At 75.7% G+C, this 24,707-nt stretch carries 19 protein-coding genes and 1 pseudogene; 14 read left to right on the top strand and 6 right to left on the bottom strand.

Features of this window, described 5'->3' with window-relative positions:
- Window positions 1–96 precede the first annotated feature (96 nt).
- Window positions 97–1,005, top strand: coding sequence for an alpha/beta hydrolase family protein (locus IE313_RS00930; RefSeq protein WP_189928912.1), 909 nt, complete (start codon window positions 97–99; stop codon window positions 1,003–1,005).
- A 142-nt stretch (window positions 1,006–1,147) separates the two neighbouring features.
- On the opposite strand, the gene IE313_RS00925 is transcribed toward IE313_RS00930, so the two are convergent.
- Window positions 1,148–1,750: a hypothetical protein gene (locus tag IE313_RS00925; RefSeq protein ID WP_189928911.1), complete on the bottom strand. Its 603-nt coding sequence runs from the start codon at window positions 1,748–1,750 to the stop codon at window positions 1,148–1,150.
- 302 nt (window positions 1,751–2,052) lie between these two features.
- Between IE313_RS00925 and IE313_RS00920 the strand changes: the two genes are divergently transcribed.
- The 7 genes from IE313_RS00920 to IE313_RS00890 all read left to right on the top strand — a co-directional run bounded on the left by IE313_RS00920 (window position 2,053) and on the right by IE313_RS00890 (window position 9,483).
- Window positions 2,053–2,619, top strand: a complete 567-nt coding sequence (locus IE313_RS00920; protein ID WP_189928910.1) for a DJ-1/PfpI family protein — start codon at window positions 2,053–2,055, stop codon at window positions 2,617–2,619.
- A 394-nt stretch (window positions 2,620–3,013) separates the two neighbouring features.
- A complete protein-coding gene (locus IE313_RS00915; RefSeq protein WP_189928909.1) occupies window positions 3,014–4,498 on the top strand; it encodes a histidine kinase in 1,485 nt (494 codons plus the stop codon).
- On the top strand, window positions 4,495–5,160 hold the full coding sequence (locus IE313_RS00910) for a response regulator (protein ID WP_189928908.1): 666 nt from the start codon (window positions 4,495–4,497) through the stop codon (window positions 5,158–5,160). Before IE313_RS00915 ends, IE313_RS00910 begins: the two co-directional genes overlap by 4 nt.
- A gap of 205 nt (window positions 5,161–5,365) precedes the next feature.
- Window positions 5,366–5,920 carry an SRPBCC family protein gene (locus IE313_RS00905; RefSeq protein WP_189928907.1) on the top strand — a complete coding sequence of 185 codons (555 nt, stop codon included), beginning with the start codon at window positions 5,366–5,368 and terminating at the stop codon, window positions 5,918–5,920.
- Window positions 5,921–6,127: 207 nt separating this feature from the next.
- On the top strand, window positions 6,128–6,457 hold the full coding sequence (locus IE313_RS00900) for a YciI family protein (protein WP_189928906.1): 330 nt from the start codon (window positions 6,128–6,130) through the stop codon (window positions 6,455–6,457).
- Between the two features lie 102 nt (window positions 6,458–6,559).
- Window positions 6,560–7,975: an RNA polymerase sigma factor gene (locus IE313_RS00895; RefSeq protein ID WP_189929263.1), complete on the top strand. Its 1,416-nt coding sequence runs from the start codon at window positions 6,560–6,562 to the stop codon at window positions 7,973–7,975.
- 305 nt (window positions 7,976–8,280) lie between these two features.
- A complete protein-coding gene (locus tag IE313_RS00890) occupies window positions 8,281–9,483 on the top strand; it encodes a cytochrome P450 (protein ID WP_189928905.1) in 1,203 nt (400 codons plus the stop codon).
- A 51-nt stretch (window positions 9,484–9,534) separates the two neighbouring features.
- On the opposite strand, the gene IE313_RS00885 is transcribed toward IE313_RS00890, so the two are convergent.
- Together IE313_RS00885 and IE313_RS00880 are read right to left on the bottom strand one after the other, a co-directional pair.
- Window positions 9,535–11,172: an ABC transporter permease gene (locus IE313_RS00885; RefSeq protein ID WP_189928904.1), complete on the bottom strand. Its 1,638-nt coding sequence runs from the start codon at window positions 11,170–11,172 to the stop codon at window positions 9,535–9,537.
- Entirely contained in the window at window positions 11,169–12,119 is a 951-nt protein-coding gene (locus IE313_RS00880; RefSeq protein ID WP_189928903.1) for an ABC transporter ATP-binding protein, read from the bottom strand. The genes IE313_RS00885 and IE313_RS00880 overlap by 4 nt, the downstream gene beginning before the upstream one ends.
- Window positions 12,120–12,758: 639 nt before the next feature.
- Here IE313_RS00880 and IE313_RS00875 point away from each other — a divergent pair.
- On the top strand, window positions 12,759–13,217 hold the full coding sequence (locus IE313_RS00875) for a GbsR/MarR family transcriptional regulator (RefSeq protein WP_189928902.1): 459 nt from the start codon (window positions 12,759–12,761) through the stop codon (window positions 13,215–13,217).
- A gap of 1,122 nt (window positions 13,218–14,339) precedes the next feature.
- Here IE313_RS00875 and IE313_RS00870 read toward each other — a convergent pair.
- Window positions 14,340–14,762 (bottom strand): annotated as a pseudogene (locus IE313_RS00870) (diacylglycerol kinase family protein); the annotation flags it as partial.
- A 190-nt stretch (window positions 14,763–14,952) separates the two neighbouring features.
- Between IE313_RS00870 and IE313_RS00865 the strand changes: the two are divergent.
- Together IE313_RS00865 and IE313_RS00860 are read left to right on the top strand one after the other, a co-directional pair.
- Window positions 14,953–16,236: an adenylosuccinate synthase gene (locus IE313_RS00865; RefSeq protein ID WP_189928901.1), complete on the top strand. Its 1,284-nt coding sequence runs from the start codon at window positions 14,953–14,955 to the stop codon at window positions 16,234–16,236.
- Between the two features lie 146 nt (window positions 16,237–16,382).
- Complete coding sequence (locus IE313_RS00860; protein ID WP_189928900.1) at window positions 16,383–16,892, top strand: DUF6624 domain-containing protein; 510 nt, start codon at window positions 16,383–16,385, stop codon at window positions 16,890–16,892.
- A gap of 40 nt (window positions 16,893–16,932) precedes the next feature.
- On the opposite strand, the gene IE313_RS00855 is transcribed toward IE313_RS00860, so the two are convergent.
- Together IE313_RS00855 and IE313_RS00850 are read right to left on the bottom strand one after the other, a co-directional pair.
- Window positions 16,933–17,370: a VOC family protein gene (locus IE313_RS00855; RefSeq protein WP_189928899.1), complete on the bottom strand. Its 438-nt coding sequence runs from the start codon at window positions 17,368–17,370 to the stop codon at window positions 16,933–16,935.
- Window positions 17,371–17,605: 235 nt separating this feature from the next.
- Entirely contained in the window at window positions 17,606–20,134 is a 2,529-nt protein-coding gene (locus IE313_RS00850) for a serine/threonine-protein kinase (protein ID WP_189928898.1), read from the bottom strand.
- A 276-nt stretch (window positions 20,135–20,410) separates the two neighbouring features.
- On the opposite strand from IE313_RS00850, the gene IE313_RS00845 reads away from it, so the two are divergent.
- The 3 genes from IE313_RS00845 (at window position 20,411) to IE313_RS00835 (ending at window position 24,619) form a co-directional block, all read left to right on the top strand.
- Window positions 20,411–21,244, top strand: a complete 834-nt coding sequence (locus tag IE313_RS00845; RefSeq protein WP_189928897.1) for a GntR family transcriptional regulator — start codon at window positions 20,411–20,413, stop codon at window positions 21,242–21,244.
- The gene (locus tag IE313_RS00840) at window positions 21,241–23,808 is read left to right on the top strand and encodes a dolichyl-phosphate beta-glucosyltransferase (RefSeq protein WP_189928896.1); all 2,568 of its coding nucleotides are present in this window, start codon (window positions 21,241–21,243) and stop codon (window positions 23,806–23,808) included. Before IE313_RS00845 ends, IE313_RS00840 begins: the two co-directional genes overlap by 4 nt.
- 160 nt (window positions 23,809–23,968) lie before the next feature.
- A complete protein-coding gene (locus IE313_RS00835; protein WP_189928895.1) occupies window positions 23,969–24,619 on the top strand; it encodes a putative DNA-mimic protein in 651 nt (216 codons plus the stop codon).
- The last annotated feature ends 88 nt before the right edge of the window (window positions 24,620–24,707 follow it).

Below are 24,707 nucleotides of genomic sequence, written 5' to 3'. Positions count from 1 at the left end.
CGAACCGGCCGTGCTACGCCCGGCGTTCGCCCGTCCTCCCCGGGAGTTTGACGCGCTCCTGCCAGGGGAGACCCCCACCGCTGAGAGGTCTGAGGCATGCCGGACGACGCCGTCGCTCCCGACACAGGTGCCCCCGGGGGCGCCTCCCGACGCGCCGCCGAGGAGCAGTCGGCCTTCTCGCACGCCGCCGTGCCCCCGGACGCCACCGCCGCGTACGGAGACCACGCCGAGCAGTTGATCGACTTCTACGCCCCGCGGGCGGCCGCGGGCGGCGACGGCACCGCGCCGCTGGTGGTGCTCCTGCACGGCGGCTCCTGGCGGGCCCCCTACGACCGCTGGCACGTCTCGCCGTTCGCCGCCTTCCTCGCGCGGCGCGGCTTCGCGGTGGCCAGCGTCGAGTACCGGCGGGGCCAGGACGGCCCCGCACGGGACGGTCTGGCGCCCGCGGGCAGGTGGCCGGAGACCTTCGACGATGTCGCCGCCGCCTTCGACGCGCTGCCCGCGCTGGTGGGCGAGGCGCTGCCGACCGCCGATCCGCGGCGCACGGTGGCCACCGGGCACTCCGCGGGCGGCCAGCTCGCGCTGTGGGCGGCCGCCCGGCACGTGCTGCCCGAGGACGCGCCCTGGCGGACCGGCGAACCCGCCCCGCTGCGCGGAGTGGTGGCGCTGGCGCCGATAGTCGACTTCGCGCTGGCGCGGGAGCTCAAGGTGTGCTCGGGCGCGGCGGAGCAGCTACTGGGCGGCCCGGGGCTCGCCGAGGAGCGGCGGGCGTACGCGGATCCCGCCACGCTGCTGCCCACCGGGATAGCCACCACGCTGGTGCAGGGCAGGGCCGACGAGGTCGTGCCGCTGCGGATGGCCGAGGCGTACGCGGATGCCGCCGCCCGGGCCGGCGAACTGGTGGGCCTGACGCTGCTTGAGGACGTGGGGCACTACCCGCTGATCGATCCCGCCGCGGACGCGTGCGCGGTGGTGGCGGAGGAGATCGCACAACTGGCCTGGTGAGCGGGGGCCCGGTGTGCGGGGCCCTGGTGTGTGGGCCCCGGGTCCCGCCGCTGCCCGTGCCGCCGCCGCCCGTGCCGCGGACGCGGGCCGTCCCGGGTACGGCCCGTGCGGGTCCGCGCTGAGCCCCGTGCGGGCACGGGGCTCAGCGCGGGCCGACGCACTCGCGGGGGATGAACGCCCACAGGTCGCCCGCGTCCCAGCGCACCACCGCGGACTGCCCGTCGGCGGTGGTCCACCGCCAGCCGACCGGCGTGCCGTTCGGCAGGTCGACGCGGTGGGTGAGGTGGTGCCCGCCGCGGTAGTTGCCGTACATGCCGGCGTCCTGGCAGATCACCTCGTACTCCAGCGTGAGCCGGTCAGGTGTGCCGTCGCCGTCGGTGTCGTAGCCGTCGGCCGGTGCGTGCGCGGAGTCCGGCAGGGCCAGCCGCCGCGGCGGCCCGCAGTCCGGGGCGCCGGACGCGCTCGTCCCCCTGTCGACGGAGCCGGCCACGATCCAGGCGCAGCCGTTGTAGTCGCCCTGCGCGTAGCCCCAGTAGTAGCCGCTCTGCTCGCCCTGGACGTCGAAGTGGTCGCCCTTGAGCAGGGTGCCGACGAACCAGCTCTGCGGGTACGGCCGCAGGTACGCGTCGTCGGCGGTCACCACCCCGGCCGTGCCGGTGGCGGCGGCCGGGGTGGCCGTGGCGGGCCCGGTCAGCGCCAGGGCGGTGGCGCCGAGCGCGGCGAGCGCGGATCCGAGGTGTCGCACGTGTCCTCCCACGGTTGCGGTACCGGGCAGACGGGTCGCTCGGAGGGCTACCCGGGGGGGCGGCCGGAATACCCCGCACCGCGGATCCGTGCCGCGGGCCCGCGGCGGTACGGGCGCCGTGCCGGGCTGTTCGTCCGTGCGGAGGGGCGTCGTGCCGGGCTGTCCGTCCGTGCGGACGGGCGCCGTGCCGGGCCTTTCGTCCGGCGGACGGGTCAGCCGGCCCCGCAGCGGGCATCGTGGACGACGTGGGCGGGGCGAGGGCCGTCGGGGCCCGTACGCGCCGAGAGGACGGGAGTTCAGCGATGACGGTGAAGATCCTGCTGGTGACCGGGGACGCGGCCGAGTCCCTGGAGGTGATGTACCCCTACCAGCGGCTGCGGGAGGAAGGCTACGAAGTGGTGGTCGCCGCACCGGCCCGCAAGAAACTGCGGTTCGTGGTGCACGACTTCGAGGACGGCTTCGACACGTACACGGAGAAGCCGGGGTACACCTGGCCCGCGGACGCGGCCTTCGAGGAGGTCGAGCCGGAGCAGTACGCCGCGCTGGTCGTCCCCGGCGGCAGGGCGCCGGAGTACCTGCGGGGCGACGCGCACCTGAAGCGGATCGTCGAGCACTTCTTCGCCGCGGGCAAGCCGGTCGCGCAGATCTGCCACGGCCCGCAGATCACCGCGGCGGCGGGTGTGCTCTCCGGCCGGCGGACCGCCGCCTACCCGGCCCTGGAACCGGACGTCCTGGCCGCCGGCGCGCAGTACCAGGACGGCGACGCCGTGGTGGACGGCACCCTGGTCTCCGCCCGCGCCTGGCCCGACCACCCGGGCTGGATGCGGGCCTTCATCGAGGTGCTGCGGAAGGAGGCGCCCCTGTCCTGAGCGGCCGAGGCGGCGTTGCGCGCACGGGTACGACCTGGCGCGGGCCCGGTACGGGCGCCGGGCCTCGTTACGGGCGTCGGCCGTCCGGAGCCCGGCTCCGGAGTCGGGCGTCCGGCCTCCGGAGCCGGGCCGCGGGCGCGTCCGCCGCTGTCACGTGCGTCCGGTGTCCGGCGTCCGGCGTCGTCACGAGCGTCGTGCGCCCGGCCCCGTCGCGGGCGTCGGCGGAGGCCGGCGCCCGCCGGGGCGGTGTCCTGACGGTGTCCCGGCCACGTGCCCACCGCCCACCGCGCACCGCCCACGGCTTCCCGCGAGCGCGTAGTACCTGAGACGGACCCCCGGCAACCCTCCTGGGAGGGGACGACCGCGAGCCGTCGCGGGGCCTACCGTGCCGGGTATGAGCGACAGCCCCGCGCCGCACCCGGCAGACCCCGCGCGCCCCGCCCCGGGCAGAGACCGGCACACCGTCCCGACCGCTCCTTACCCGTCCGCGGGCGCGCTCCCCGAGGCGGCCGCCGCCTCCAAACTGCCCCGCACCCCCGAGTACCGGTTCGCCGTGCACGCCCTGCGCGGTCTGCGCCAGGACCTCGTCGAGGACGCCGCCGCGTACCGGCCGCTGCCGCCGGGGAGCACGGACGGCGTCCTGACCCGGCACCTGCCGTCGCGGCTGCGGCGGCCGATGGTGTGGGCCCCGCACGCCGTGGTGGTGGTGCTGGCCCTGTTCACGCTGCTGATCGGGTACAACAGCGGCGCCGACCCGTACAGCGGCTCCACCGGGCTGGCCGCGCTTGACGGGGTGCTGCCGGCGGCGGCCGTGCTGCTCACCCTGGTACGCCCGGTCGCCGCCTTCTGGGCCTCGCTCGCCGGGTCGCTGCTGGGCTGCGCGGCCGTCGCCGCCTGGGGCTATCCGGACGACGTGCCCTGGCTGCCGGGCGCCTTCCTCGGCCACCTGACCGTGCTGACGGTGGTGGCGCTGCGCACCGGGCCGCGGGCCGCCGCCTGGATGTGGGGGCTGACCGCCGTGTACGGCGTGGTGGGCTCGGTCCTGCTCGACCAGGGCGGGGGCTCGGACTCGGGGCCCATGCTGGTGGTGTCCGCGGTCCTGCTGCTGTGCGTCGCCGTGCGCCACATCCGCCGCACCGCCCAGCAGGAGGTCACCGCGGAGCGCCACGTCAGCGCGGCCGAGCGGTCCCGCCGCACCCTGCTGGAGGAGCGCACCACCATCGCGCGCGAGCTGCACGACGTGGTGGCCCACCACATGTCGGTGGTGGCGATCCAGGCGGAGGCCGCCCCGTACCGGGTGCAGGACCCGCCGCCGGAGCTGGAGCAGGCGTTCGTGACCATCCGGGAGAACGCGGTGGCCGCGCTCGCCGAGCTGCGCCGCCTGCTCGGGGTGGTGCGCGCCGAGGACTACCAGGCGCCGGACGCCCCGCAGCCCACCCTCGGCGACCTGGACGCGCTGCTGGCCAACGTCCGCGAGGCGGGGCTGGACGTGACGAAGACGGTGACCGGCGCGGTGCGCGAGCTGCCGCAGGGCGTGGAGCTCTCGGCGTACCGCATCGTGCAGGAGGCGCTGAGCAACGTCCTGCGCCATGCGCCGGGCGCGCGTGCGGTGGTGGAGGTCAGCCATGTGCTCGGCGGCATCGGCCTCAGGATCGTGAACGGCCCGGCCACCGAGCCGGCCAGGCCGTCGCCGGGCGCCGGGCACGGTGTCACCGGGATGCGGGAGCGGGTGGCCATGCTGGGCGGCGAGATGACCGCGGCACCGGCGGACGACGGCGGGTACGAGGTGGTGGCCTTCCTGCCGGTGGCGGCCGGGCCCGCACGCGAGGCCGCCGGCCGCGCCGGGGGCGGGGAGAACGGGGAGGGGGAGCCGGCATGACGATCCGGGTGCTGATCGCCGACGACCAGATGATGGTCCGCGAGGGCTTCTCGGTCCTGCTGAACGCGATGCCGGGCATCGAGGTGGTCGGCGAGGCGGTGAACGGCCGGGAGGCCGTGGAGCGGGTGCGGGCGCTGGCACCGGACGTGGTCCTGATGGACATCCGGATGCCCGAGCTGAACGGCATCGAGGCCACCCGCGAGATCGTCGCCGCGGACGCGGACGCCAAGGTGCTGGTGCTGACCACCTTCGATCTCGACGAGTACGTGTACCAGGCGCTGCGCGCGGGTGCGTCCGGGTTCCTGCTGAAGGACGCCTCCGCGCAGCAACTGGCCGACGGGGTGCGGGTGGTGGCGTCCGGGGAGGCGCTGCTCGCCCCGACCGTGACGCGCCGGCTGATCACCGAGTTCTCCCGGCTCACCGAGGCACCGCGGCTGCCGGTGCCGGGGCAGGGGGCGTACGGGGAGCTGACCGACCGGGAGACGGAGGTGCTGGTGCTGATCGCGCAGGGCCTGTCGAACGGTGAGATCGCGGGGCGGCTGGTGGTCGCTGAGTCCACCATCAAGACCCATGTGAGCCGGATCCTGGTCAAGCTGGGCCTGCGGGACCGCACCCAGGCCGCCGTCTTCGCCTACGAGGCCCGCCTGGTGGTACCCGGCTGAACGGGGCCGGGCCCGCCCGGGTGTGCGGGGGCGCCGCCGCGGGTGCGGCGGCGCTCTCCCCCCTCACCGCCCGGCTCGTGCGGTGCCGTGGTTCCGGCTGCCCCGAATTTTTCCTCGCCCCGGGTGTCGATACCGCGGGGGTCCGTTCGTCGTGGGGGCAGACGGGCCGGAACGGCCGGCCCGGCACGCGGAGGGCGGACGGACCGTGGATGTTCAGGACGGTGTGGTGATCGGCGGGGGCGCCGTGCGGGGCGGGGGCCAGAGCGGCGTGGCCCGGGACGGTGTGACGGGTGCCCGGGTCGACGTCGAGGGGGAGTTCGGCGTGTCCCCCGAGCGGCTGTGGGACGTGCTCACGGACGTGACGCGGATCGGGGAGTTCAGCCCCGAGTGCGTGGGCGGCGCATGGGTGGACGAGCAGCGGCCGGGCCCGCGGGCGGGTGCGTCCTTCCGCGGTCGCAACCGCTTCGCCGACGACCACGTGGTCGAGGTGCACTGCGTGGTGACCCGGGCCGAGCGGCCGGGCGCCTTCGCCTGGGTGGTGCTCGACCGCAGCGAGGACCCCGCCTCGCCGGGTTCGCTGTGGAGCTACGAGCTGCGGCCCGGTGCCACCCCCGGCAGCACGCTGGTGCGGCACAGTTTCGAGCACGGCCCCGGCGACACCGGTGCACGGCGGCAGCCGGAGGCGTTCCCGGAGCGCCTGGAGCAGTTGCGCGCCCATATGACGCGCACACTGGCGGCGATGGCCGCCGCTGCCGCCTGACGTGCGGCACGGAGTCGGCACACTCGCGAGGGACGGCCGGCACACGCCCGTAGGACGACGGCCGACGACAGACGGCCGACGACAGACGGCCGAGAACAGACGGCCGAGAACAGACGGCCGCCAAGAGACGGCCGCCAAGAGACGGCCGCCAAGAGACGGCCAACAACAGACGGCCGACAACAGGCGGCCGAGGAGAGGCGTACCACGATGAAGTACCTGCTGCTGATCTGCGAAGAGGCGGAGCCGGTCCAGGCGGCTCCCGAGGAGTGCGACCCCGAGCCCTGGGTGGCGGAGATGGAGGGACGCGGTGTGCGGAAGTTCGGCAGCCGCGTGCGGCCGGCCGAGAACGCGACGACCGTACGGGTTCGGGACGGCGAGCTCCTCGTCACCGACGGCCCCTTCGCCGAGACGAAGGAGCAGATGGCGGGCTTCGACGTGATCGAGTGCGCCGACCTGGACGAGGCGGTTGAGGTCGCCGCCAAGCACCCGATGGCCCGGCTCGGCATGGTCGAGGTACGCCCCTTCTGGACGGAGTGACCGGCGGTGGTGGTGGACGGCGGGCCGGGCTCCGGCGGGCACGGCGGTGCCGGCGGGCGCGGCCCGGGCGCCGGGGGCGACGAACACGCCGTCGCCGACGCGGTGGCCGCGGCCTATGACGCCGAGTGGGGGCGGCTCGTGGCGGCGCTCATCCACTTCTGCGGGGACTGGGACCTGGCGGAGGAGTGTGCGCAGGAGTCCTTCGCCAAGGCCCTGGAGCGCTGGCCGCGGCTCGGTGTGCCGCGCAATCCCGGCGCCTGGCTCACCACCACCGCCCGCAACACCGCCCTGGACCGGCTGCGCCGCGCCGCCACCGAGAGCCGCAAGCTCCGGGAACTGGCCGGTGACCTGCGCACGGCCGAGGTGGCGGGTGCCGACGCCGCCGCGGAGGGGGCCGCACAGGCGGCGGAAGCCGACGGGCCCGCCGCGGCACCGGGGTCCGGTGCCGCTGGGTCCGGTGCCACGGCTGCGGGCGCCGCGGGAGCGCGGGCTGGGGGAACGGGAAGGGGGGCGGGCGCCGCGGGCCCGGTGGACAGGGCGGGCCCGGTGGATCCCTTCCTGGACGACCGCCTCGAACTCATCTACACCTGCTGCCACCCCGCCCTGCCCCTGACGGCCCAGGTGGCGCTGACCCTGCGCAGCCTCGCGGGGCTGAGCACGGCGGAGATCGCGCGGGCGTTCCTGGTTCCGGAGGCGACCATGGCCCAGCGTCTGGTACGCGCCAAGAACAAGATCCGGAACGCCTCGATCCCGTTCCGCGTCCCGCCGCCGCACCGCCTCCCCGAGCGCACCGCCGGCGTGCTCGCGGTGCTCTATCTGATCTTCAACGAGGGGTACGCGGCGACCCGCGGCGAGGCCCTGGTGCGCAGGGAACCCGCCGAGGAGGCCATCCGGCTGGCCCGGCTGGTGGTCGACCTGCTGCCACAGGATGCCGGGGGCGCCGGGCCCCGGCCGCGCGCGGAGGCGGAGGGCCTGCTCGCGCTGATGCTGCTGCACGACGCCCGGCGCGCCGCGCGCACCGGCTCCGACGGTGCGCTGGTGCCGCTGGAGGAGCAGGACCGCGGCCTCTGGGACCGGCGCCGTATCGACGAGGGCCTCGGGGTGCTCGACCGGGCCCTGCGCCGCCGGTACCCCGGCCCTTACCAGGTGCAGGCCGCCATCGCCGCCTGCCACGCCGACGCGGCCGAGCCGCAGGCCACCGACTGGCCGCAGATCGCCCTGCTCTACGCGGAGCTCGCGAGGCGGGCGCCGAGCCCGGTGGTGGAGCTGAACCGCGCGGTCGCGGTGGCCATGGCGGAGGGCCCCGAGGCCGGTCTCGTGCTGGTCGACGCCCTGGCCGCGGAGGGTGCCCTCACCGGCTACCGCCAGCTCCCGGCCACCCGCGCCGACCTGCTCCGCCGCCTGGGGCGCGGCACCGAGGCCGCGGCCGCCTACCGCGAGGCCCTCTCCCTGGGCGCCACGGAGGCGGAGCGCCGCTATCTGAAGCGGCGCCTGCGCGAGCTGACCGACGAGACCTGAGCCCCGCCCGGCGGCGCCGGCACGCTACCGCCGTTCGCGACCCCGGGCCGGAACCGGGACCCGGACCGGAACCGGAACCTGGGCCGGAACCGGGACCTTCGGGCCTGAACCGGAACCGGGACGGGGCCCGGACCGTAACTGGAACCCGGACCGGCACCAGGACCCGGACCGGAACGCCGCCCGCACCCGCGGTGCGGCACGGCGTCCGGGATGCGCGAGGGGCCCGGGGCGCGCGGCCGTCCCGGGCGGGCGGGCCCGGGCCCCTCGCCGCCGTGCCGCCCCGTCCCGTTCGCTACCGTCCGACCATGGCAGCCTTCGACCCCTGGTCACCCCGGTTCCAGGCCGACCCCTACCCGGCCTATGCCGAACTGCGCGCCGCGGGGCGCGTGCACTACTTCGAGGCGTCGGACCAGTACCTGATCCCGCACCACGCGGACGTCTCCGCACTGCTGCGGGACCGCCGCCTCGGCCGCTCCTACCGGCACCGCTTCAGCCACGAGGAGTTCGGGCGCCCGGCCCCGCCCGCCGACCAGGAGCCCTTCCACACCCTCAACGACTCCGGGCTGCTCGACCTGGAACCGCCCGCGCACACCAGGATCCGGCGGCTGGTGTCGAAGGCGTTCACCCCGCGGACCGTCGAGCGGCTGCGGCCGTACGTGCGGGCCCTGGCCGAGGAACTGGTCGACGGCCTGCTCGCGGACGGCGGGGGCGATCTGGTCGCGGGGCTCGCTGAGCCGCTGCCGGTGGCCGTGATCGCCGAGATGCTCGGCGTCCCCGAGGGCGACAGGCCCCTGCTGCGGCCCTGGTCGGCCGCGATCGTCGGCATGTACGAGCTGAACCCGACCGCCGGTGCCGCGTCCCGCGCGGTGCGCGCCGCCGAGGAGTTCTCCGCCTACCTCGCCGCCCTGATCGCCGAGCGCCGCGCCCGGCCCGGCGACGACCTGGTCTCCGCACTGATCGCGGCGCACGACGACGAGGACCGGCTCACCGAGCAGGAGATGGTCTCCACCTGCGCCCTGCTGCTCAACGCCGGCCACGAGGCCACCGTGCACACCACCTCCGGCGGCTGGTGGACCCTCTTCGAGCACCCCGACCAACTGGCCGCGCTGCGCGCCGACCCGTCGCTGCTGCCCACCGCCGTCGAGGAGCTGATGCGCTACGACACCCCGCTCCAGCTCTTCGAGCGCTGGGTGCTCGAGGACATCGAGGTGGCGGGCGTGCGGATACCGCGGGGCAGCGAGGTCGCCTGCCTGTTCGGTTCCGCCAACCGCGACCCCGCCGTCTTCGCCGCGCCCGATCGGCTCGACCTGGCCCGCACCGACAACCCCCACATCAGCTTCGGTGCGGGCATCCACTACTGCCTGGGCGCGCCCCTGGCCCGCATCGAACTCACCGCGTCCTTCGGCGCGCTGCTGCGCAGGGCCCCGTCGCTGCGGCTCGCCGCGGAACCCGTCCGCAAGCCGGGTGCCGTCATCCGGGGCCTGAGCGAACTGCTGGTGGAGGTCTGAGGCGGACCGCCCTCCCCCGGGGACGGGCCGCCGCGCCGTGCGCCGCCGCCGTCAGGTGGCCAGGTCCCGCCGCCGCAGCGCCGCGAGGGAGGCCGCGGCCAGGGCCGCCGCGACGACGGTCAGCAGCACCACCGGGAACCACTGCACGGGCGGACCCGGCAGCTTGGGCAGGTGGGTGAAGGGCGAGAGGTCCATGACCGGCTGGGGCAGGTCGAGTGCGGGCCCGATCCAGCCGATGGCCAGGCAGACGCCCGCCACCGCCCAGCCCGCCGTCGCGGCCCTCGGGGCCACGGCGTACAGCAGCAGCGTCACCCCGGTCAGCGTCCACACCGCCGGCAACTGGACCAGGCCGGCACCGAGGAGTTCCGGCGCCCGGTGCCCGTAGCCGAGGGCGAGGCCCGCGCTGCCGAGCAGCACCACCAGCGCCGCACCGCCGTAGGCGACGACGAGGTGGCCCGCGGCCCAGCGGACCCGGCCGACGGCGTTCGCCAGGATCGGCTCGGCGCGGCCCGCGCTCTCCTCGCCGTTCAGCCGGAGCACCGAGGCCACCCCGTACAGGGCGGCGACCATGCCGAGCACGCCCACCATCCCCGCGAGGAACGCCTGGGTCAGACCGCTCTGGCCGCCCAGCCGCTGGAAGATCTCCCTGGCCTGCTCGTTGTCGCCGACCAGGTCGGCCGCGCCCTCGGTCATCCCGCCGAACACGGCGCCGCTGACCAGGAAGCCGAGGCACCAGCCGAGCAGGGTGCCGCGTTGCAGCCGCACCGCGAGCGCGCCCGCGGTGCCCATCCGGCCGGCGGCCGGGCCCGGCCGCGTCGGCAGGAAGCTCATCCCCACGTCCCGCCGCCCGGCCAGCGTGTAGGCGGCCACGCCCTGGACGGCCGTCGCCGCGACGAACAGCAGCAGTACCCACCAGCGTTCGCCGGACCCGCCGACGACGGTGCCCGTCGAGGCGAAGGCGCGCACGTTCTCCGTCCAGCCGACCGGCGACAGCCAGGTCAGTACCGAGGAGCCGTCATCGGTGGCCGCGTCGCCCGCCGCGTGCAGGACGAACGCGAGCCCGACCACCGCCGTCGTGAGGCCCCTGGCGAGCCGGGCGCTCTCGGTGAGCTGTGCGGCGATCGCCGCCGTCGTCGCGAAGAGCATGCCGCAGGCGCCGATGGACAGCCCGAACGCCAGCGCGCCCGCCGCGCCCTCGCCCGCCAGGCCCGCCGTGACGACGAGCGCCATCGCGACGTTGGCGACCAGGGCCGCGAGCAGCGCTGCGGTCAGCGGCGCGCGGCGGCCCACCATGGCGGAGGACAGCAGCTCCTGACGGCCCGTCTCCTCCTCCTCCCTGGTGTGCCGGATGACGACGAGCATGCTCATCACGCCCGCGAGCGCCGCGCCGAAGACGCCGTAGCGCCAGGCGACGAGGCCGCCGACCGAGTCCGAGAACACCGGCCCGTACAGGGAGCGCAACGAGCTGTTCGCGGTCATCGACCGCGCCAGCTCGGCGCGTTCGGCGGCGGTGCCGTAGAGGGTCTTCAGGGCCCCGGAGCCGGTGGCGACGACGCCGCCGACGATCAGCACCCAGGCGGGCAGCATCACGCGGTCCCTGCGCAGTGCCAGCCTGAGCAGGGCGCCGGTGCCGGCGAGCTGCCGGGAGCCGCCGGTGCGGGCGGTGCCGGGCAGGGCGAGGGCGGTCATCGCGCCATCGCCCCCGCCGCCCGTCCGCCGCCGGGCCGGGTGCCGGCGGCCTCCGCGTCCGCGTCGTCGCCCTGGTAGTGCCGCAGGAACAGCTCCTCCAGGGTGGGCGGCGTGGAGGTGAGGGTGCGCACGCCCGAGTCGGTCAGCGAGCGCAGCACCGCGTCCAGCTTGTCGGTGTCCACCTGGAGCCTGACCCGTCTGCCCTGCACGTCGAGGTCGTGCACGCCCGGCAGCCGGTCCAGCGCGCCCGGCTCGCCCGAGAGCTCCGCGCTGATGCTGGTCCTGGTCAGGTGCCGCAGGTCCGCCAGCGAGCCGGTCTCCACCGTCCGCCCCTTGCGGATGATGCTCACCCGGTCGCAGAGGGTCTCCACCTCGCTGAGGAGGTGCGAGGAGAGCAGCACGGTGCGGCCGCGGTCGCGCGCCTCGTCCACGCAGATCTGGAACGCCTCCTCCATCAGCGGGTCGAGTCCGGAGGTCGGCTCGTCGAGGATCAGCACGTCCACGTCGGAGGCGAAGGCGGCGACGAGGGCGACCTTCTGGCGGTTCCCCTTCGAGTAGGTGCGGCCCTTCTTGGTGGGGTCGAGCTCGAAGCGGTCGATGAGGGCGGCGCGCCTGGCCGTGTCGAGTCCACCGCGCAGCCGCCCGTAGAGGTCGATGACCTCGCCCCCGCTGAGGTTGCGCCACAGGGTCACGTCCCCCGGCACGTAGGCGACCCGCCGGTGCAGTTCCACGGCGTCGCGCCACGGGTCCCGGCCGAGTAGCTGCGCCGCGCCGGCGTCGGCGCGCAGCAGGCCGAGCAGGACCCTGATGGCGGTGGACTTCCCGGCGCCGTTGGGCCCCAGGAAGCCGTGCACCTCGCCGGTTTCGACCTCCAGGTCGAGGCCGTCCAGCGCATGTGTCCGCCCGAAGGACTTGTGGAGCCCCGAGGCGGTGATTGCCGTCGTCATGAGGGCGAACGTACGCTTGCTTCAGAAATTTGTGAAGTTAAGGAAGTGTATAAACTCAGCCGCCCCACACGGCAGGGGGAGCGGGAGTCATGCCGTTGTGGTGGGGGAGTGGGAGCCGTGCCGTGTGGTGGGGGAGTGGGAGATGATCGAGAGATGAGGGAGACGAGCTGGGCCCCGCAGGCGGGCGATTCCGGAGCCGGGGACTCCGGGACCATGAACTCCGGGGCCTTCGGTGCCGGGGCCTCCGGGGACTCCGGGGCCTGCGGGGACTCCGGGGCCTGCGGGGGCACGCGCACCGGCGCGGGGATCTCCGGGTCCGCTGCGGGGGCCGCGGGCGCCGGGGCCGCTGCGGGCGGTGTGGTCGGTGCGGGCGGTGTGGTCGGATCCGCGGCCGGCGGTGTGTCCGGGCGCGGTGGTGCCGGGGGCGCGGGGCGGGTGCCCGGTGCGGAGACCGGGACTTCTGGGGATTCCGCAGTTTCTGCGGGCTCTGCGGGCTCTGCGGGCTCTGCGGGCCCTGCGGATCCCGTGGATTCCGCGGACGCGGAACGGGCGGGCGCCGCGGGGCCGCCGGGGGCCGGACCGGGGGGCGCCCCGTCGGTCGCGGGGGGCGGGGGGCCGCCGCCCGCAGATCCGGAGGCCGTGTCGCGGTTCGTGGAGGCCTTCGCGTCCCAGTTGGTCGCCGGCGGGATGTCGCGCATGCCGGCCCGGGTGTTCGCGGCGCTGCTCGCCTCCGAGGAAGGCGTCATGACATCCGCGGAACTCGGTGAACAGCTCCAGGTGAGCCCCGCCGCCGTCTCCGGCGCGATCCGCTACCTCACCGGCTTCACCATGGTCTCCCGCGAGCGTGAGCCCGGCTCCCGGCGGGAGCGCTACCGCGTGCACCGCGACCAGTGGTACGAGATGCTCACCAACCGCGAGGGCCTGCTGAGGCGCTGGGAGCTGACGCTGCGCGAGGGCATCGCCACCGTGGGCCCGGACAGCAGGCCAGGGCGGCGGATCGCCGAGACCCTGGAGTTCTTCGCCTTCGTCCAGGCCGAGTTCGGCGCCGTGATGGACCGCTGGCGCAAGCACCGCGAGGAGCTCTTCGGAGAGGACTGACCACCCCGGCTCCCCGCCGCCTCCACCGTCGCCCCGGGTCCCCTGCCGCCGCGCCGATGCCCCGTCGCCCCGAAAACCGGATCGTCCGGTTCTCGAAGGCCGCCCCTGCGCCCCGGGCGGCGGGGCCGAGCCGTGATCCACCACCGGTCCGGTAGGGGGCGGGGGTGGGGGCGGGATGACGCGAGTGAGGGCCGCGGTCCCGCGGTCCCGCACCCCTCACACCGGCAGCGTCAACCCCCAGGCCCCCTCCCGTGCCGTCCACGTGCGGGTGCGGACCGGGCCCCCGATCAGGGTGTCCGCGCGGTAGCGGAAGTCCGCGCCGGAGATGGTGACCGTGTGGGCCTGGGCGTGCATCCAGAGGGTGTCGGGTCCCGGGACCGCGGGATGGATCTCGATCCGGGCCAGGCCGTCCGCGTGCGGAGCGACGCAGACCGCGTCGACGGGCTGGTCCAGGTCGACGAGGGTCACGCCGTCCGCCTCCACCCGCAGCCGTGCGGGCTTCGGCCCCTGCGCTCCCGCGGTGCCTCCCCAGCGCCGCGCCGACCGCTGGGGCTGGGCCACGTCCACCGTCCCGCGGCGGGTGGCGAAGGTGCGCACCAGTGACTGGCAGTGCCGGAGCCAGCCCGGAACGTCACCGCCCTGTCCGGCCGCCGCGGCACCACCGGCAGCACCGGACGCGCCCTTTCGGCCACCGGTCCCGTCGGAGCCGGCCGCGTCCCGGCCCGCCGCCTCCTCGTAAGCCGATCTCCCGTAACCGGACCTTCCGTATCCGAATCCGTACGCGGGTGCGGGCCCGTAGCCCAGTCCGACTCCCGGTCCGGATCCGCCGTGCCCCGGCACACCGTCCTCCGCGGCACCGGGCACACCGTGCCCGGTCGGGTCGAAGCCGCTGCCGCCCGGCCCGTGCGAGGCGGTGCCCGCCGCGTCGTAGCCTGCGCCGTCGAGCGCGCCGAGGCCTCCTGCCGCGGGTCCGGCGCCGGGCCGCCCGTCCGGTCCGCCCGCGGCCCCGCCCGCGGGCCCTCCTGCCGCGGCGTCGTCGGCCACGGGCCCGCCCGGTGCGGCGGCCGGCCGCCCGGGGCCGGGCACCGCGGGCCCGGTGGAGCGCCGCCGGGGGCCGGCCCGGGAGGGTATGCGCAGGTCGCCGAGGACCACGCCCCCGCCGTCGTCCACCAGCAGGTCGAGACGGCGCACGGCACCCCCCAGCACCGCGCGCGCCGCCGCCACCGCGCCGGTGGGTACGCCGAGGGAATGGGCCAGCGACACCGTCGTCCCCACCGGGACCAGGGAGAGTGCGCAGGAGTCCAGCTCGCGGGCGCGGTGCAGCAGGGTGACCGCGCGCAGCAGCGCACGGTCGTCGCCGACCACCACCAGCCGCCGTGTGCCCCGTCTGGACACCGCCCGTGCGAACTCCTCCGGGCTCTCCGGCAGGCACACCTTCGTGGCCGCACGCGCGCTGAGCACGTCCTTCGCGATCCGCACCGACTCCCCGTCACTGCGCCGGGCAACCGGGTCGACGACGACGAGCAAGTGATCGGAAGCCGACACCTCTGTCCAGCCTCGCTTCCTCGGGTAGCATCTTTGTGCAAGAGCCCCTTGCGCTATTGCGCCAGGGGCTTCGTCTATTCCGGGGCACCGGTCCGATGGTTTGGCGGCCGACGAGGGTCGGCGGGGTGCGCGACACGTACGCCCCACCCCCAGACTTTGGACATGCCCCGCCCGGAAGGGGTGTACGCCTGTGCCCGCACTTGTGCTGCTCGGTGCTCAGTGGGGTGACGAAGGCAAGGGAAAGGCCACCGATCTGCTCGGTGGCTCCGTCGACTACGTGGTGCGCTACCAGGGCGGCAACAACGCCGGCCACACGGTGGTGGTGGGCGACCAGAAGTACGCGCTGCACCTGCTCCCTTCCGGAATCCTCACGCCCGGCTGTGTCCCGGTCATCGGCAACGGCGTCGTCGTCGACCCGTCGGTCCTGCTCTCCGAGCTGAGCGGTCTGAACGAGCGTGGTGTCGACACGTCCAAGCTGCTGATCAGCGGTAACGCACACATCATCACGCCGTACCACGTCACCGTGGACAAGGTGACGGAACGCTTCCTCGGCAGCCGCAAGATCGGCACCACCGGCCGCGGCATCGGTCCCACCTACGCCGACAAGATCAACCGGGTGGGCATCCGCGTCCAGGACCTCTACGACGAGTCGATCCTGACGCAGAAGGTCGAGGCGGCCCTCGACGTCAAGAACCAGGTGCTCACCAAGCTCTACAACCGCCGCGCCATCACCGTGCACCAGGTGGTGGAGGAGATGCTGGAGTACGCCGAGCAGCTCAGGCCCTACGTGGTGGACACCGCGCTGGTCCTCAACGAGGCCCTGGCGCAGGACAAGGTCGTCCTCCTGGAGGGCGGCCAGGGCACCCTGCTCGACATCGACCACGGCACGTACCCCTTCGTGACCTCCTCCAACCCGACCGCCGGAGGCGCCTGCACCGGTGCGGGCATCGGCCCCACGAAGATCAGCCGGGTGATCGGCATCCTGAAGGCGTACACCACCCGGGTCGGCGCCGGGCCGTTCCCGACCGAGCTGCTGGACGCGGACGGCGAGGCGCTGCGCCGGATCGGCGGCGAGCGCGGTGTGACGACCGGACGCGACCGCCGCTGCGGCTGGTTCGACGCGGTGATCGCGCGCTACGCCACCCGGATCAACGGTCTCACCGACTTCTTCCTCACCAAGCTCGACGTCCTCACCGGCTGGGAGGAGATCCCGGTCTGCGTGGCCTACGAGATCGACGGCAAGCGCGTCGACGAGCTGCCGTACTCCCAGACCGACTTCCACCACGCCAAGCCGGTCTACGAGACGCTGCCCGGCTGGTCGGAGGACATCACCTCCGCCCGCTCCTTCGCCGAGCTGCCCAAGAACGCGCAGGGGTACGTCAAGGCGCTTGAGGAGATGTCCGGCGCGCGGATCTCCGCGATCGGGGTGGGACCGGGCCGGGACGAGACGGTGCAGATCAACTCGTTCCTGTGAGGTCCCGCTCGTGGGGCGGGGCCCCGCTCGCCAGGTGAGGTCCTGCCCGTGGCGGGGTCCTGCTCGCGGAGCGGGGTCCCGCCCGCGGGATCCGGCTCGTCCTGCCGGGACGTGGTCGCCCGTCGACCGGATCGCGGGGAGATGTGATGACGGAATCCGATGTCACCGATGTGGCGGTGGAGCTCGCCGGCATGGCGGAGGCGGACCACCGCATGGGTCCCTGGGCGAACAGCGACGACCCGGCGGAGCAACTGGCCTGGCGGCGCCTGACCGCCCGGCACGGGGACCGGCTCGCCGAGATCATGGCCGTCCACGGCTGGCCGACGGCCGACCTGGTCGGTGCCGAGGCCGCGGAGGCGGCCTGGCTGATCGCCCAGCACGCCGACCGCCAACTGGACGTCCAGCGCCGGGCGCTCGCCCTGATGGAACGGGCCGTGGCGAAGGGCGCGGCCAGCGCCCGGCACCTGGCCTTCCTGCGCGACCGGGTGCTGGTGAACGACGGCCGCAAGCAGGTCTACGGCACCCAGATCGCCGGGGTCAGGCGGGGCGCGCCCGTGCCCTGGCCCTGCGAGGAGCCCGAGCGCATGGACGAACTGCGGGCCGAGGTGGGCATCGAGCCGTTCGCCGATTACGTGGCCCGGTTCTCGGTGCGCTGAGCAGGGGGCCCGCCGCGGTGCTGCCACGCGGCGGCCCCGATCACACCGCTCCGAAGTCGGGCAGGGTGAGGGAGCCGTCCTCCGCCAGTGTGAAGCCGGGGTTGTGGGCGATCTCCCAGGAGTGGCCGTCGGGATCGGTGAAGACACCGGCGTAGCCGCCGTAGAAGGTGGCCGCGGGCGGCCGGGTGATCGCGGCGCCGGCCTGCCCGGCCGCCGCGATCAGCTCGTCCACCTCCGCGGCCGAGCGGACGTTCTGCGCGAGGACGATGCCGCCGAAGCCGTCCGCCGGGCCGTCGTCGGCACGGCCGGTGTCGCTCGCGAGCCGCTCCCGCGACCACAGCACCAGGGCCAGACCGCCGGCCTGGAAGAAGACGGTCTCCTCGACCTCCTGGCCCCGCCAGCCGAGGCTCTCGTAGAAGTGGCGGGAGCGGCCGAGGTCGGTGACCCCCAGAGTGATCAGACTGATGCGCTGTGCCATGGGCCCGTTTTCCATGGCCCCAGTCTTGCCCGGAAGGCCGCCCGCCGCGCCGCCCGCCCGGCCCGGGTGCGGCCCGCTCGGCGCGTGCGTTCCGCTCGGTGTGCGCGTTCCGCTCGGCGCGTGCGGGCCGGCCGGCGTGCGCGGGCCGCGGCGCACGGGGCCCTTGTGGTCCGTGTGCCCCTGTCCGGTCCGTGCGTGGGGTCTGTGCCCGGCGCGTCCGCGCCGGTGTGCCCCGTCAGCGCGTCCTGGTGTACGTGAGCTGCTCGCCGGAGTCCGTGCTGGTGCGCCGTAGCCTGCCGTCCGGCAGCAGGGCCAGGCTGGTGGGGGCGCCGGGGGTGCAGGAGGTGGCGGGCTCGCCGGTGGTGACCACGGACGGGCCGATCCGCAGCGGTCCCTTGGCGTGCGGCGCGGACTGGAGGGGCGCCTCGAAGACGCAGTGGTAGGTGCCGCCGCCGTCGGTGGGGCCGTCGGCGGTGAGCGTGAGCACCGTGTCGCCGACCTCGCCCTGCCGGATGACCAGCCGGCGCGTGCTGTGGCCGGCGGCCGTGTCGATACCGCCGTTCCAGGTGCCGAGGTAGCGCCCGGGCACGAGACCGGGGGCGGCCGCCGGGGACGACCGCCCGCCGCCGGGCGCCCGGGAGTGCTCGGGCGGCGGCGCGCCCTGCGCACGGCCGGACCCGCGGGACGCGGTCGCGGTGGGTGCCGTGTGGCCCCCGCCGCTGCCGCCCTTCATCAGCGCGTACACGGACCCGCCCGCACCGGCTGCGACGAGCACCGCTGCGACGATCAGCGCGACGGTGGACCGGCGGCTGTTGGGCGGCGGCTGCGGCACTGCGGGCCCGCCGGCGACGGGACCCGTGCCGAAGGGGCACGGCGCACCGGAACCGGGCCGCGCGGGCCCGCCGGGGACCTGGGGAGCGCCGGGGTGGGCGGTGCCGGGCGCGGCGGGGACCTGGGACCCGCCGGGGAACGCGGTGCGGGGCGCGCCGGGGAACACCCCGCCTGGCGCGCCGGGCGTGACCGGACGGCGGTGGCTGCTCGGTGCCGCGGGACCGCGTGGGCCGCCCGGTGCGACAGGGCCGCCTCGGGCACCCGGGCCGCCCGGGCCCGGCTGCGGGGGGCCCTGGGGAGCGGGCGGACGGGCACGCGGGTAGCCGTTGGCCGGGGCGCCGTGGCCCGGGGCGGCGGGGGTGCGGGCGGGCGGCTGCGCGGGGGTGCCGGGTGCGCCCGGTGTGCCCGGGGCGGCCGGGGCGGTCGGCGGTTTGCGGGCGCCGGAGCGTGCCGGGTCCCGCGGGACCGCGGGCGTGCCGCGGGCTGGTGCCGGTGGCGGGCCGGACGGCCCGAACGGGCCGGTCGGCGAGGGGGTCGCGAACGGGCTGGCGGGAGCCTGCGGCGTACCTCCCGAGACCACGCTGGGCAGTGGCCCGGATGGCCCGGATGGCCCGGATGGCCCGGATGGCCCGGACGGCCCGGTGGCGCGGGGGCCGGGGGCGCCCGGGGCGGGGCCGCGGCCGGGCTCCGCGGCGAGGTCGGGGCGCCCCTGCCGCTCGCCGCCGTCGCGGTGGCCGACGCGGCCCTGCCGGTCCGTGCCGTTGCGCCGGCTGCCGTGGTCGCCGTCCCGCACGCCGCCGTCCCGTACGCCGTCGCCCCGCAGGCCGCCGTCCCGCACGCCGTCGCCCCGCACGCCACCGTTTCGGCCGGTGCCGTTCCTGCGGCCGGTGCCGTCCGCGCGGCCGGGGCCGGTGCCGGGAGCGTTGCCGGGGCCGGGGCCGGGAGCGTTGCCGGGGCCGGGGCCGGGGCCGGGTGCGGGGTGCGTCGGGTGGCCGCCCGTGGTCGCCTCGGGCCCGGCCTGCGGGTCCTCCGCCTCCAGCAGGCGCACCGCGTGCCGGCCCAGTTGGGCGACGAGGGCGCCGGGCAGCCAGGGGTCGCGGGAGCGGCCGTCCGCCACGTGCGCACGGGTGAGCCGAAGGATCTCAGGGATGCCGGGCCGGGCCGCCGGGTCCTTGCGCAGGCAGTGCAGGACCAGGGCGGACAGGCTCTCGGGCAGGCCGGTCAGGTCCGGCTCCTCCTGGGCGATGCGGAACATCAGCGCGTGCGCACCGCTGCCCGCCGCGCCGAAGGGCTGCCTGGCCGTCGCCGCGTAGGCGAGCACCGAGCCCAGGCAGAAGACGTCGCAGGCGGGTGTGATCCGCTCGCCGCGGACCTGCTCGGGCGCCATGAAGCCGGGCGAGCCGACCAGGCCGCCGGTGCGGGTCAGGCCGCCGTCGGTGACGGTCTCCAGCGCGCGGGCGATGCCGAAGTCGATGACGCGGGGGCCGTCTATGGTGACCAGGACGTTCGACGGCTTCAGGTCGCGGTGCACCAGGCCCGCGGCGTGGATGTCTGCCAGGGCGTGCGCGAGGCCGGCGGCGAGTACGTGCACGGAACGCTCGGGGAGCGCGCCGTGGTCCCGGCCCACCACCGCCTGCAGCGAGGGGCCCGCCACGTACCCGGTGGCGACCCAGGGCACGGCGGCCTCGGTGTCCGCGTCCAGCACCGGCGCGGTCCACCGGCCGCCGACCCGCCGCGCCGCCTGCACCTCCTTGCGGAACCTGGCGCGGAACTCCTCCTGCTCGGCCAGCTCGCGCCGGACCAGCTTGACCGCGACCGTGCGGCCCCGCCCGGAGCGGGCCAGGAACACCCGGCCCATGCCTCCGGCGCCCAGGCGGCCCAGCAGGCGGTACGCACCGATCTCCTGCGGGTCCGCCGGCCCCAGCTTCTCCATCGCCGCGCCGCCTCCCCCGGTCTGATGCCAACAGGCAACGGCACAAGGGTAGTCCGGCACACCGGCACCTTCCGGCACCGAGCCGTCCGGGCCCCGGCGCGCCGCCCGCCGCCCGGGCGTGCCGCGCGCCCCGGACGACGGCCGGGGCGGCGCCGCGTGCGGGCGGCCGCACCGCGCGGGCCGCGACGGGGCAGGTGAACCGCCGCGTAGGGTTACTCCGTCGTAAGTCCGTCCGTATCCACTTCCGCGACCACGCGATCGGGAGGCACGCCCACGATGCGCGGCCCTGCCGTCACCCGCAGCACCCTGCGCCAGCAGATCGCCGACGCACTCCGCGACGAGGTGCTCGCCGGGCGCTTGCGTCCCGGGCAGGAGTTCACGGTGAAGGAGATCGCCGAGCAGTACGGCGTCTCCGCCACACCGGTCCGCGAGGCGCTGGTCGACCTCTCCGCGCAGGGGCTGCTCGACGCCGTCCAGCACCGCGGGTTCCGCGTCCACGAGTACTCCGTCGACGACTACCGGGGCATGATCGAGGCCCGCACCCTCGTCGCGGACGGCATCTTCAGCGACCTCGTGCAGCGCGGGCCGTGCGGCACGGCCCGGCAGGACAGGCCCGAGAAGCAGGAGCGTCCGGAGAAGCAGGAGCGTCCGGAGGGCCAGGAGCGTCCGGAGAAGCCGGAGAGGCCGGTGAGGCCGGAGAGGTACGGCAGATCCGGGACGCCGCACGGAGCGGACGGACAGCCACCGCTCGGGGTGGGCGCCGAGCGCGCCCTGCTCGCGGTCCGCCGCCGCGGCGAGGAGGCCCAGCGTGCCGCCTGCGCGGGCGACCTGAACGTACTCATCGGCTACGACCTGCGCTTCTGGCGCGAACTCAACGCCCTCTTCGGCAACCCCTACGTCGCCGACTTCCTGCACCGGCTGCGCGTGCAGTGCTGGGCCTGCGCCGTACCGCTGCTGCGCCGCGCGGGCGACCTCAGGGGCGTGCTGTGGGCCGGGCACACCGAACTCGTCGACGCCCTGCTGCGCCGTGACTCGCGCGCCGCCCGCGCCGTGGTCTGCGCCTACAACGCCCACGCCCTCGCCCTGGTCGAACGGCTGGCGGCTGGATGAGCGGGGTGGATCTGACGGTCGTCGTCCCCGCGTACGACGAGGAGCGCCGCCTGGGCCCGACGCTGGACCTGATCTGCGCCTACCTGCGCGGCGAGCGGCCGGGAGGCGGTCCGCGCGCGCCCTTTCCCGGCGGCCGCGAGGCGGGCCCCTGGGGCGAGTGGGAGCTGATCGTCGTCGACGACGGCTCCCGCGACCGCACCCGTGAGATAGCCGCCGCTGCCGCCGCCCGCGAGCCCCGGGTGCACCTCGTCAGCGGCGGGCGCAACCGCGGCAAGGGCCACGCCCTGCGGCAGGGCGTGCTGGCGTCCTACGGGCGCCGGGTGCTGGTGACCGACGCCGACCTGGCCGCGCCCATCGAGGAGCTCGAGGCGCTCGACAAGGCGCTCACCGAGGGGTACGCGGCCGCCATAGGCTCGCGTGCCACGCCCGGCGCCACGATAGAGACCCACCAGCACCGGCTGCGCGAGCTCCTCGGGCGCGGTGGCAACTACCTCATCCGCGGGATCGCGGTGCCCGGCATCCGCGACACCCAGTGCGGCTTCAAGCTCTTCGACGGCGATGTCGCCCGGGAGGCGTTCGCCGCGTCCCGGCTCACCGGCTGGGGCATCGACGTCGAGATACTGCGCCATCTGCGCCGCACCGGGCGCCCGGTGGTGGAGGTGCCGGTGCGCTGGGCCCACCAGGAGGGCTCGAAGGTACGCGCGCTCGACTACCCGAAGGTGCTCGCCGAGCTGACCCTGCTCAGGGCCCGCGGGGTGCGCCGCGCGGACCTGCTGGCGCCCGCACTCTTCCTGGCGATGTCCGTGGCGCTGTACTGGGGCCGCTGGAGCGGCGGCGGGCCCCGCCACCGCTACCTGCCGAACTCGCTCCAGGACCAGAACCAGTGGGAGTGGTTCTTCGCGGTCACCGCGGAGCACGTCGCCCGGCTGAAGGATCCGCTCTTCACCACCCTCCAGAACGCCCCCGACGGCGTGAACCTGATGGCGAACACCGCCATGCTCGGCCTCTCCGTCCCCCTCGCGCCCGTGACCCGGCTCTTCGGCCCGGCCCTCAGCCTCGCCCTGGTGCTGACGCTGGGCCTGGCCGCGACCGCCGGCGCCTGGTACCGGCTGATCGTCCGCAGGCTCACCCCGAGCCGCCCGGCCGCCGCCCTCGGAGCCGCGCTCGCCGCCTTCGCGCCGCCGATGGCCTCGCACGCCAACGCCCACCCGAACTTCGTGGTCCTGTTCATGGTCCCGCTGATCGTCGAACGGGTGCTGCGGCTGTGCACGGAGGGCCGGGACCGGGCCGTGCGGCACGGTGCGGTCCTCGGTCTGTACACGGCGTACCAGGTCTTCCTGGGCGAGGAGCCGCTGCTGCTCGCGGTGCTCGGCCTCGTGCTGTTCCTGGCGGGGTACGGGGTGGTGCGGCGGGATGCCGCGCGCGCCGCGTGGCGCCCCCTGGCACGCGGCCTGCCGGTCGCCGCCGCCCTCTGCCTGCCGCTGGTCGCCTACCCGCTGTACTGGCAGTTCCTGGGACCGCAGAGCTACGGCCGCGTGCCGCACGGTGACAACGCCGCCAACAGCCCGCTCGCCCTGCTCTCCTTCGCGGCCGGCTCGCTGGCCGGCGACGTGCACACCGCCGCCCGGCTCGCCGCCAACCCCACCGAGCAGAACGCGTTCTACGGCTGGCCGCTGGTCGCGCTCGCCTTCGCGATCACGGTACGGCTGTGGGCGCGGCCCGTGGTCCGCGCCCTGGCCTGGACCGCGCTGGCCGCGGCGGTCCTCTCGCTCGGACCGCGGATCCCGGTGCCCCGCACCGGTACCGTCCTGCCGGGCCCGTGGGCGCTCCTCGCCCATCTGCCGCTCTTCGAGTCCGTCATCGAGTCACGGGTGGCGATGGTGTGCGCCCCGGTGCTCGGGATGCTGGTGGCACTGGGCGTGGCGGCGCTCCTGCCGGTCCGCCGCCGGCCGTCCCCGCACCCGTCGGCGGCCCCGGCCGCCCCGGCGGGCGCCAGGACCGGACGCGGGATGCGGGCACTGGGCCTGGCCGCGGTGGCCGCCGCGCTGCTGCCGATCGCTCCGGCGCCGCTGGAGGCCGTGGACCGGGTGCCGGTGCCGCCGTTCATCGCCGACGGCACCTGGGCGTCGTACCTCGACACCGGCGGTGGCAGGACCCTCGTCCCCGTGCCGCTGCCGGACCCCGGCAACGCGGAGGCCCTGCACTGGCAGACCGCCGCCGGCCTCGGCTTCAGCGTGCCGGGCGGCTACTTCAACGGCCCCTACGGCCCCGAGCGCACCGGCATCTACGGCGCCCCGCCGCGCTGGACCTCCAACCTGCTCAGGCAGGTGCGGTACTCGGGGCGGGTGCCGCCGATCGGCGGCGCCTGGCGGGCGCAGGCCCGCCGGGACCTCGCGTACTGGCGTGCGGGTCTCGTGGTGCTTGCGCCGCAGCCGAACGACGGTGCGCTGCGGCGGGTGCTCCAGGAGCTGCTCGGACGGGCGGGCCGGTGGGTGGACGGTGTCTGGATCTGGCAACTGGACGGGGCTGCCACCGGGGTACGGGAAGTGCACCGGGGGAGCTGAGGGGCCGTTGACGCATTACGCTTCCTTGACCACGTACCGTGCCGGAGCCGGGGGCCGGCATTGCGATCCGTACGGTCCCTGCTGTCCTGATCTCCCACCGCCGGGTACGGGGCGTGCCCGGCGACCCGAGCCGTGTGCCGCGCTATGCGAGGAGTCTTCCTTGGCCTGTGACCTGTGGCTGGTCCCGCTTGTCGACGTGCTGTGCCACAGCCCCGACAACCCCTTCGCCGAGGAACTGGCGCTCTACGACAGAACCCTGAACGACGCCGGGCTGCCCCCGGTGCCGGTCTACTCGTACATGCCCGGCCTGTCCGGTGACGTGGCGCCCGTGGCGGGCTTCGACTACGACGCGCTGCACTTCCTGCGGCGGGCGTACCTGCTCCAGGTGTGCGGGCTCGCGGTGACGCCGGTGGACGAGCTGGGCGGGGACTACGAGCAGTTGCTGGAGATGTTCGAGACGACGGCCCAGCAGTCGCACCTGGTGTGGCACTACGACCACGCGGGCGCGTACGTGCCGGTGGACTTCGCGGTGCCGCTCAGCAACGAGGAGCTGCTGGCCGGGGGCGGGCCGCTGGGGTCGTCCCACGCGCTGCTGCGCGAGCTGGAGTACGTGGCGCCGTCCATCGGGATCGATCCGGTGAGCCCGCCCCGGCCACCGCGGGCGCCCGCGGGGCCGACGAGCCTGGAGGAGCCCGCGGCCCCGCCGCCCGCCGACGACAGTCCGTTCGCCCGCGAACGGCACGTGTGGCTCGGGTTGCACACGGCGGCGACGCGCAGCCTTGCCCAGGGTTCGATGCTCGTCTTCAGTTGACCGCCCCGCCGCCGCGCCCCGGCCGACCGCGCCCCGGCCGACCGCTGCCCGCCGCCCCGTACGGGCGGCGCGGCGCGGCGGCGGCCGC

The organism is Streptomyces sulfonofaciens (genome assembly GCF_014656295.1).
Taxonomy (GTDB): domain Bacteria; phylum Actinomycetota; class Actinomycetes; order Streptomycetales; family Streptomycetaceae; genus Streptomyces; species Streptomyces sulfonofaciens.
The sequence above is the reverse complement of the archived record's forward strand: the minus strand, read 5'-3'. Positions and strand labels throughout refer to the sequence as shown.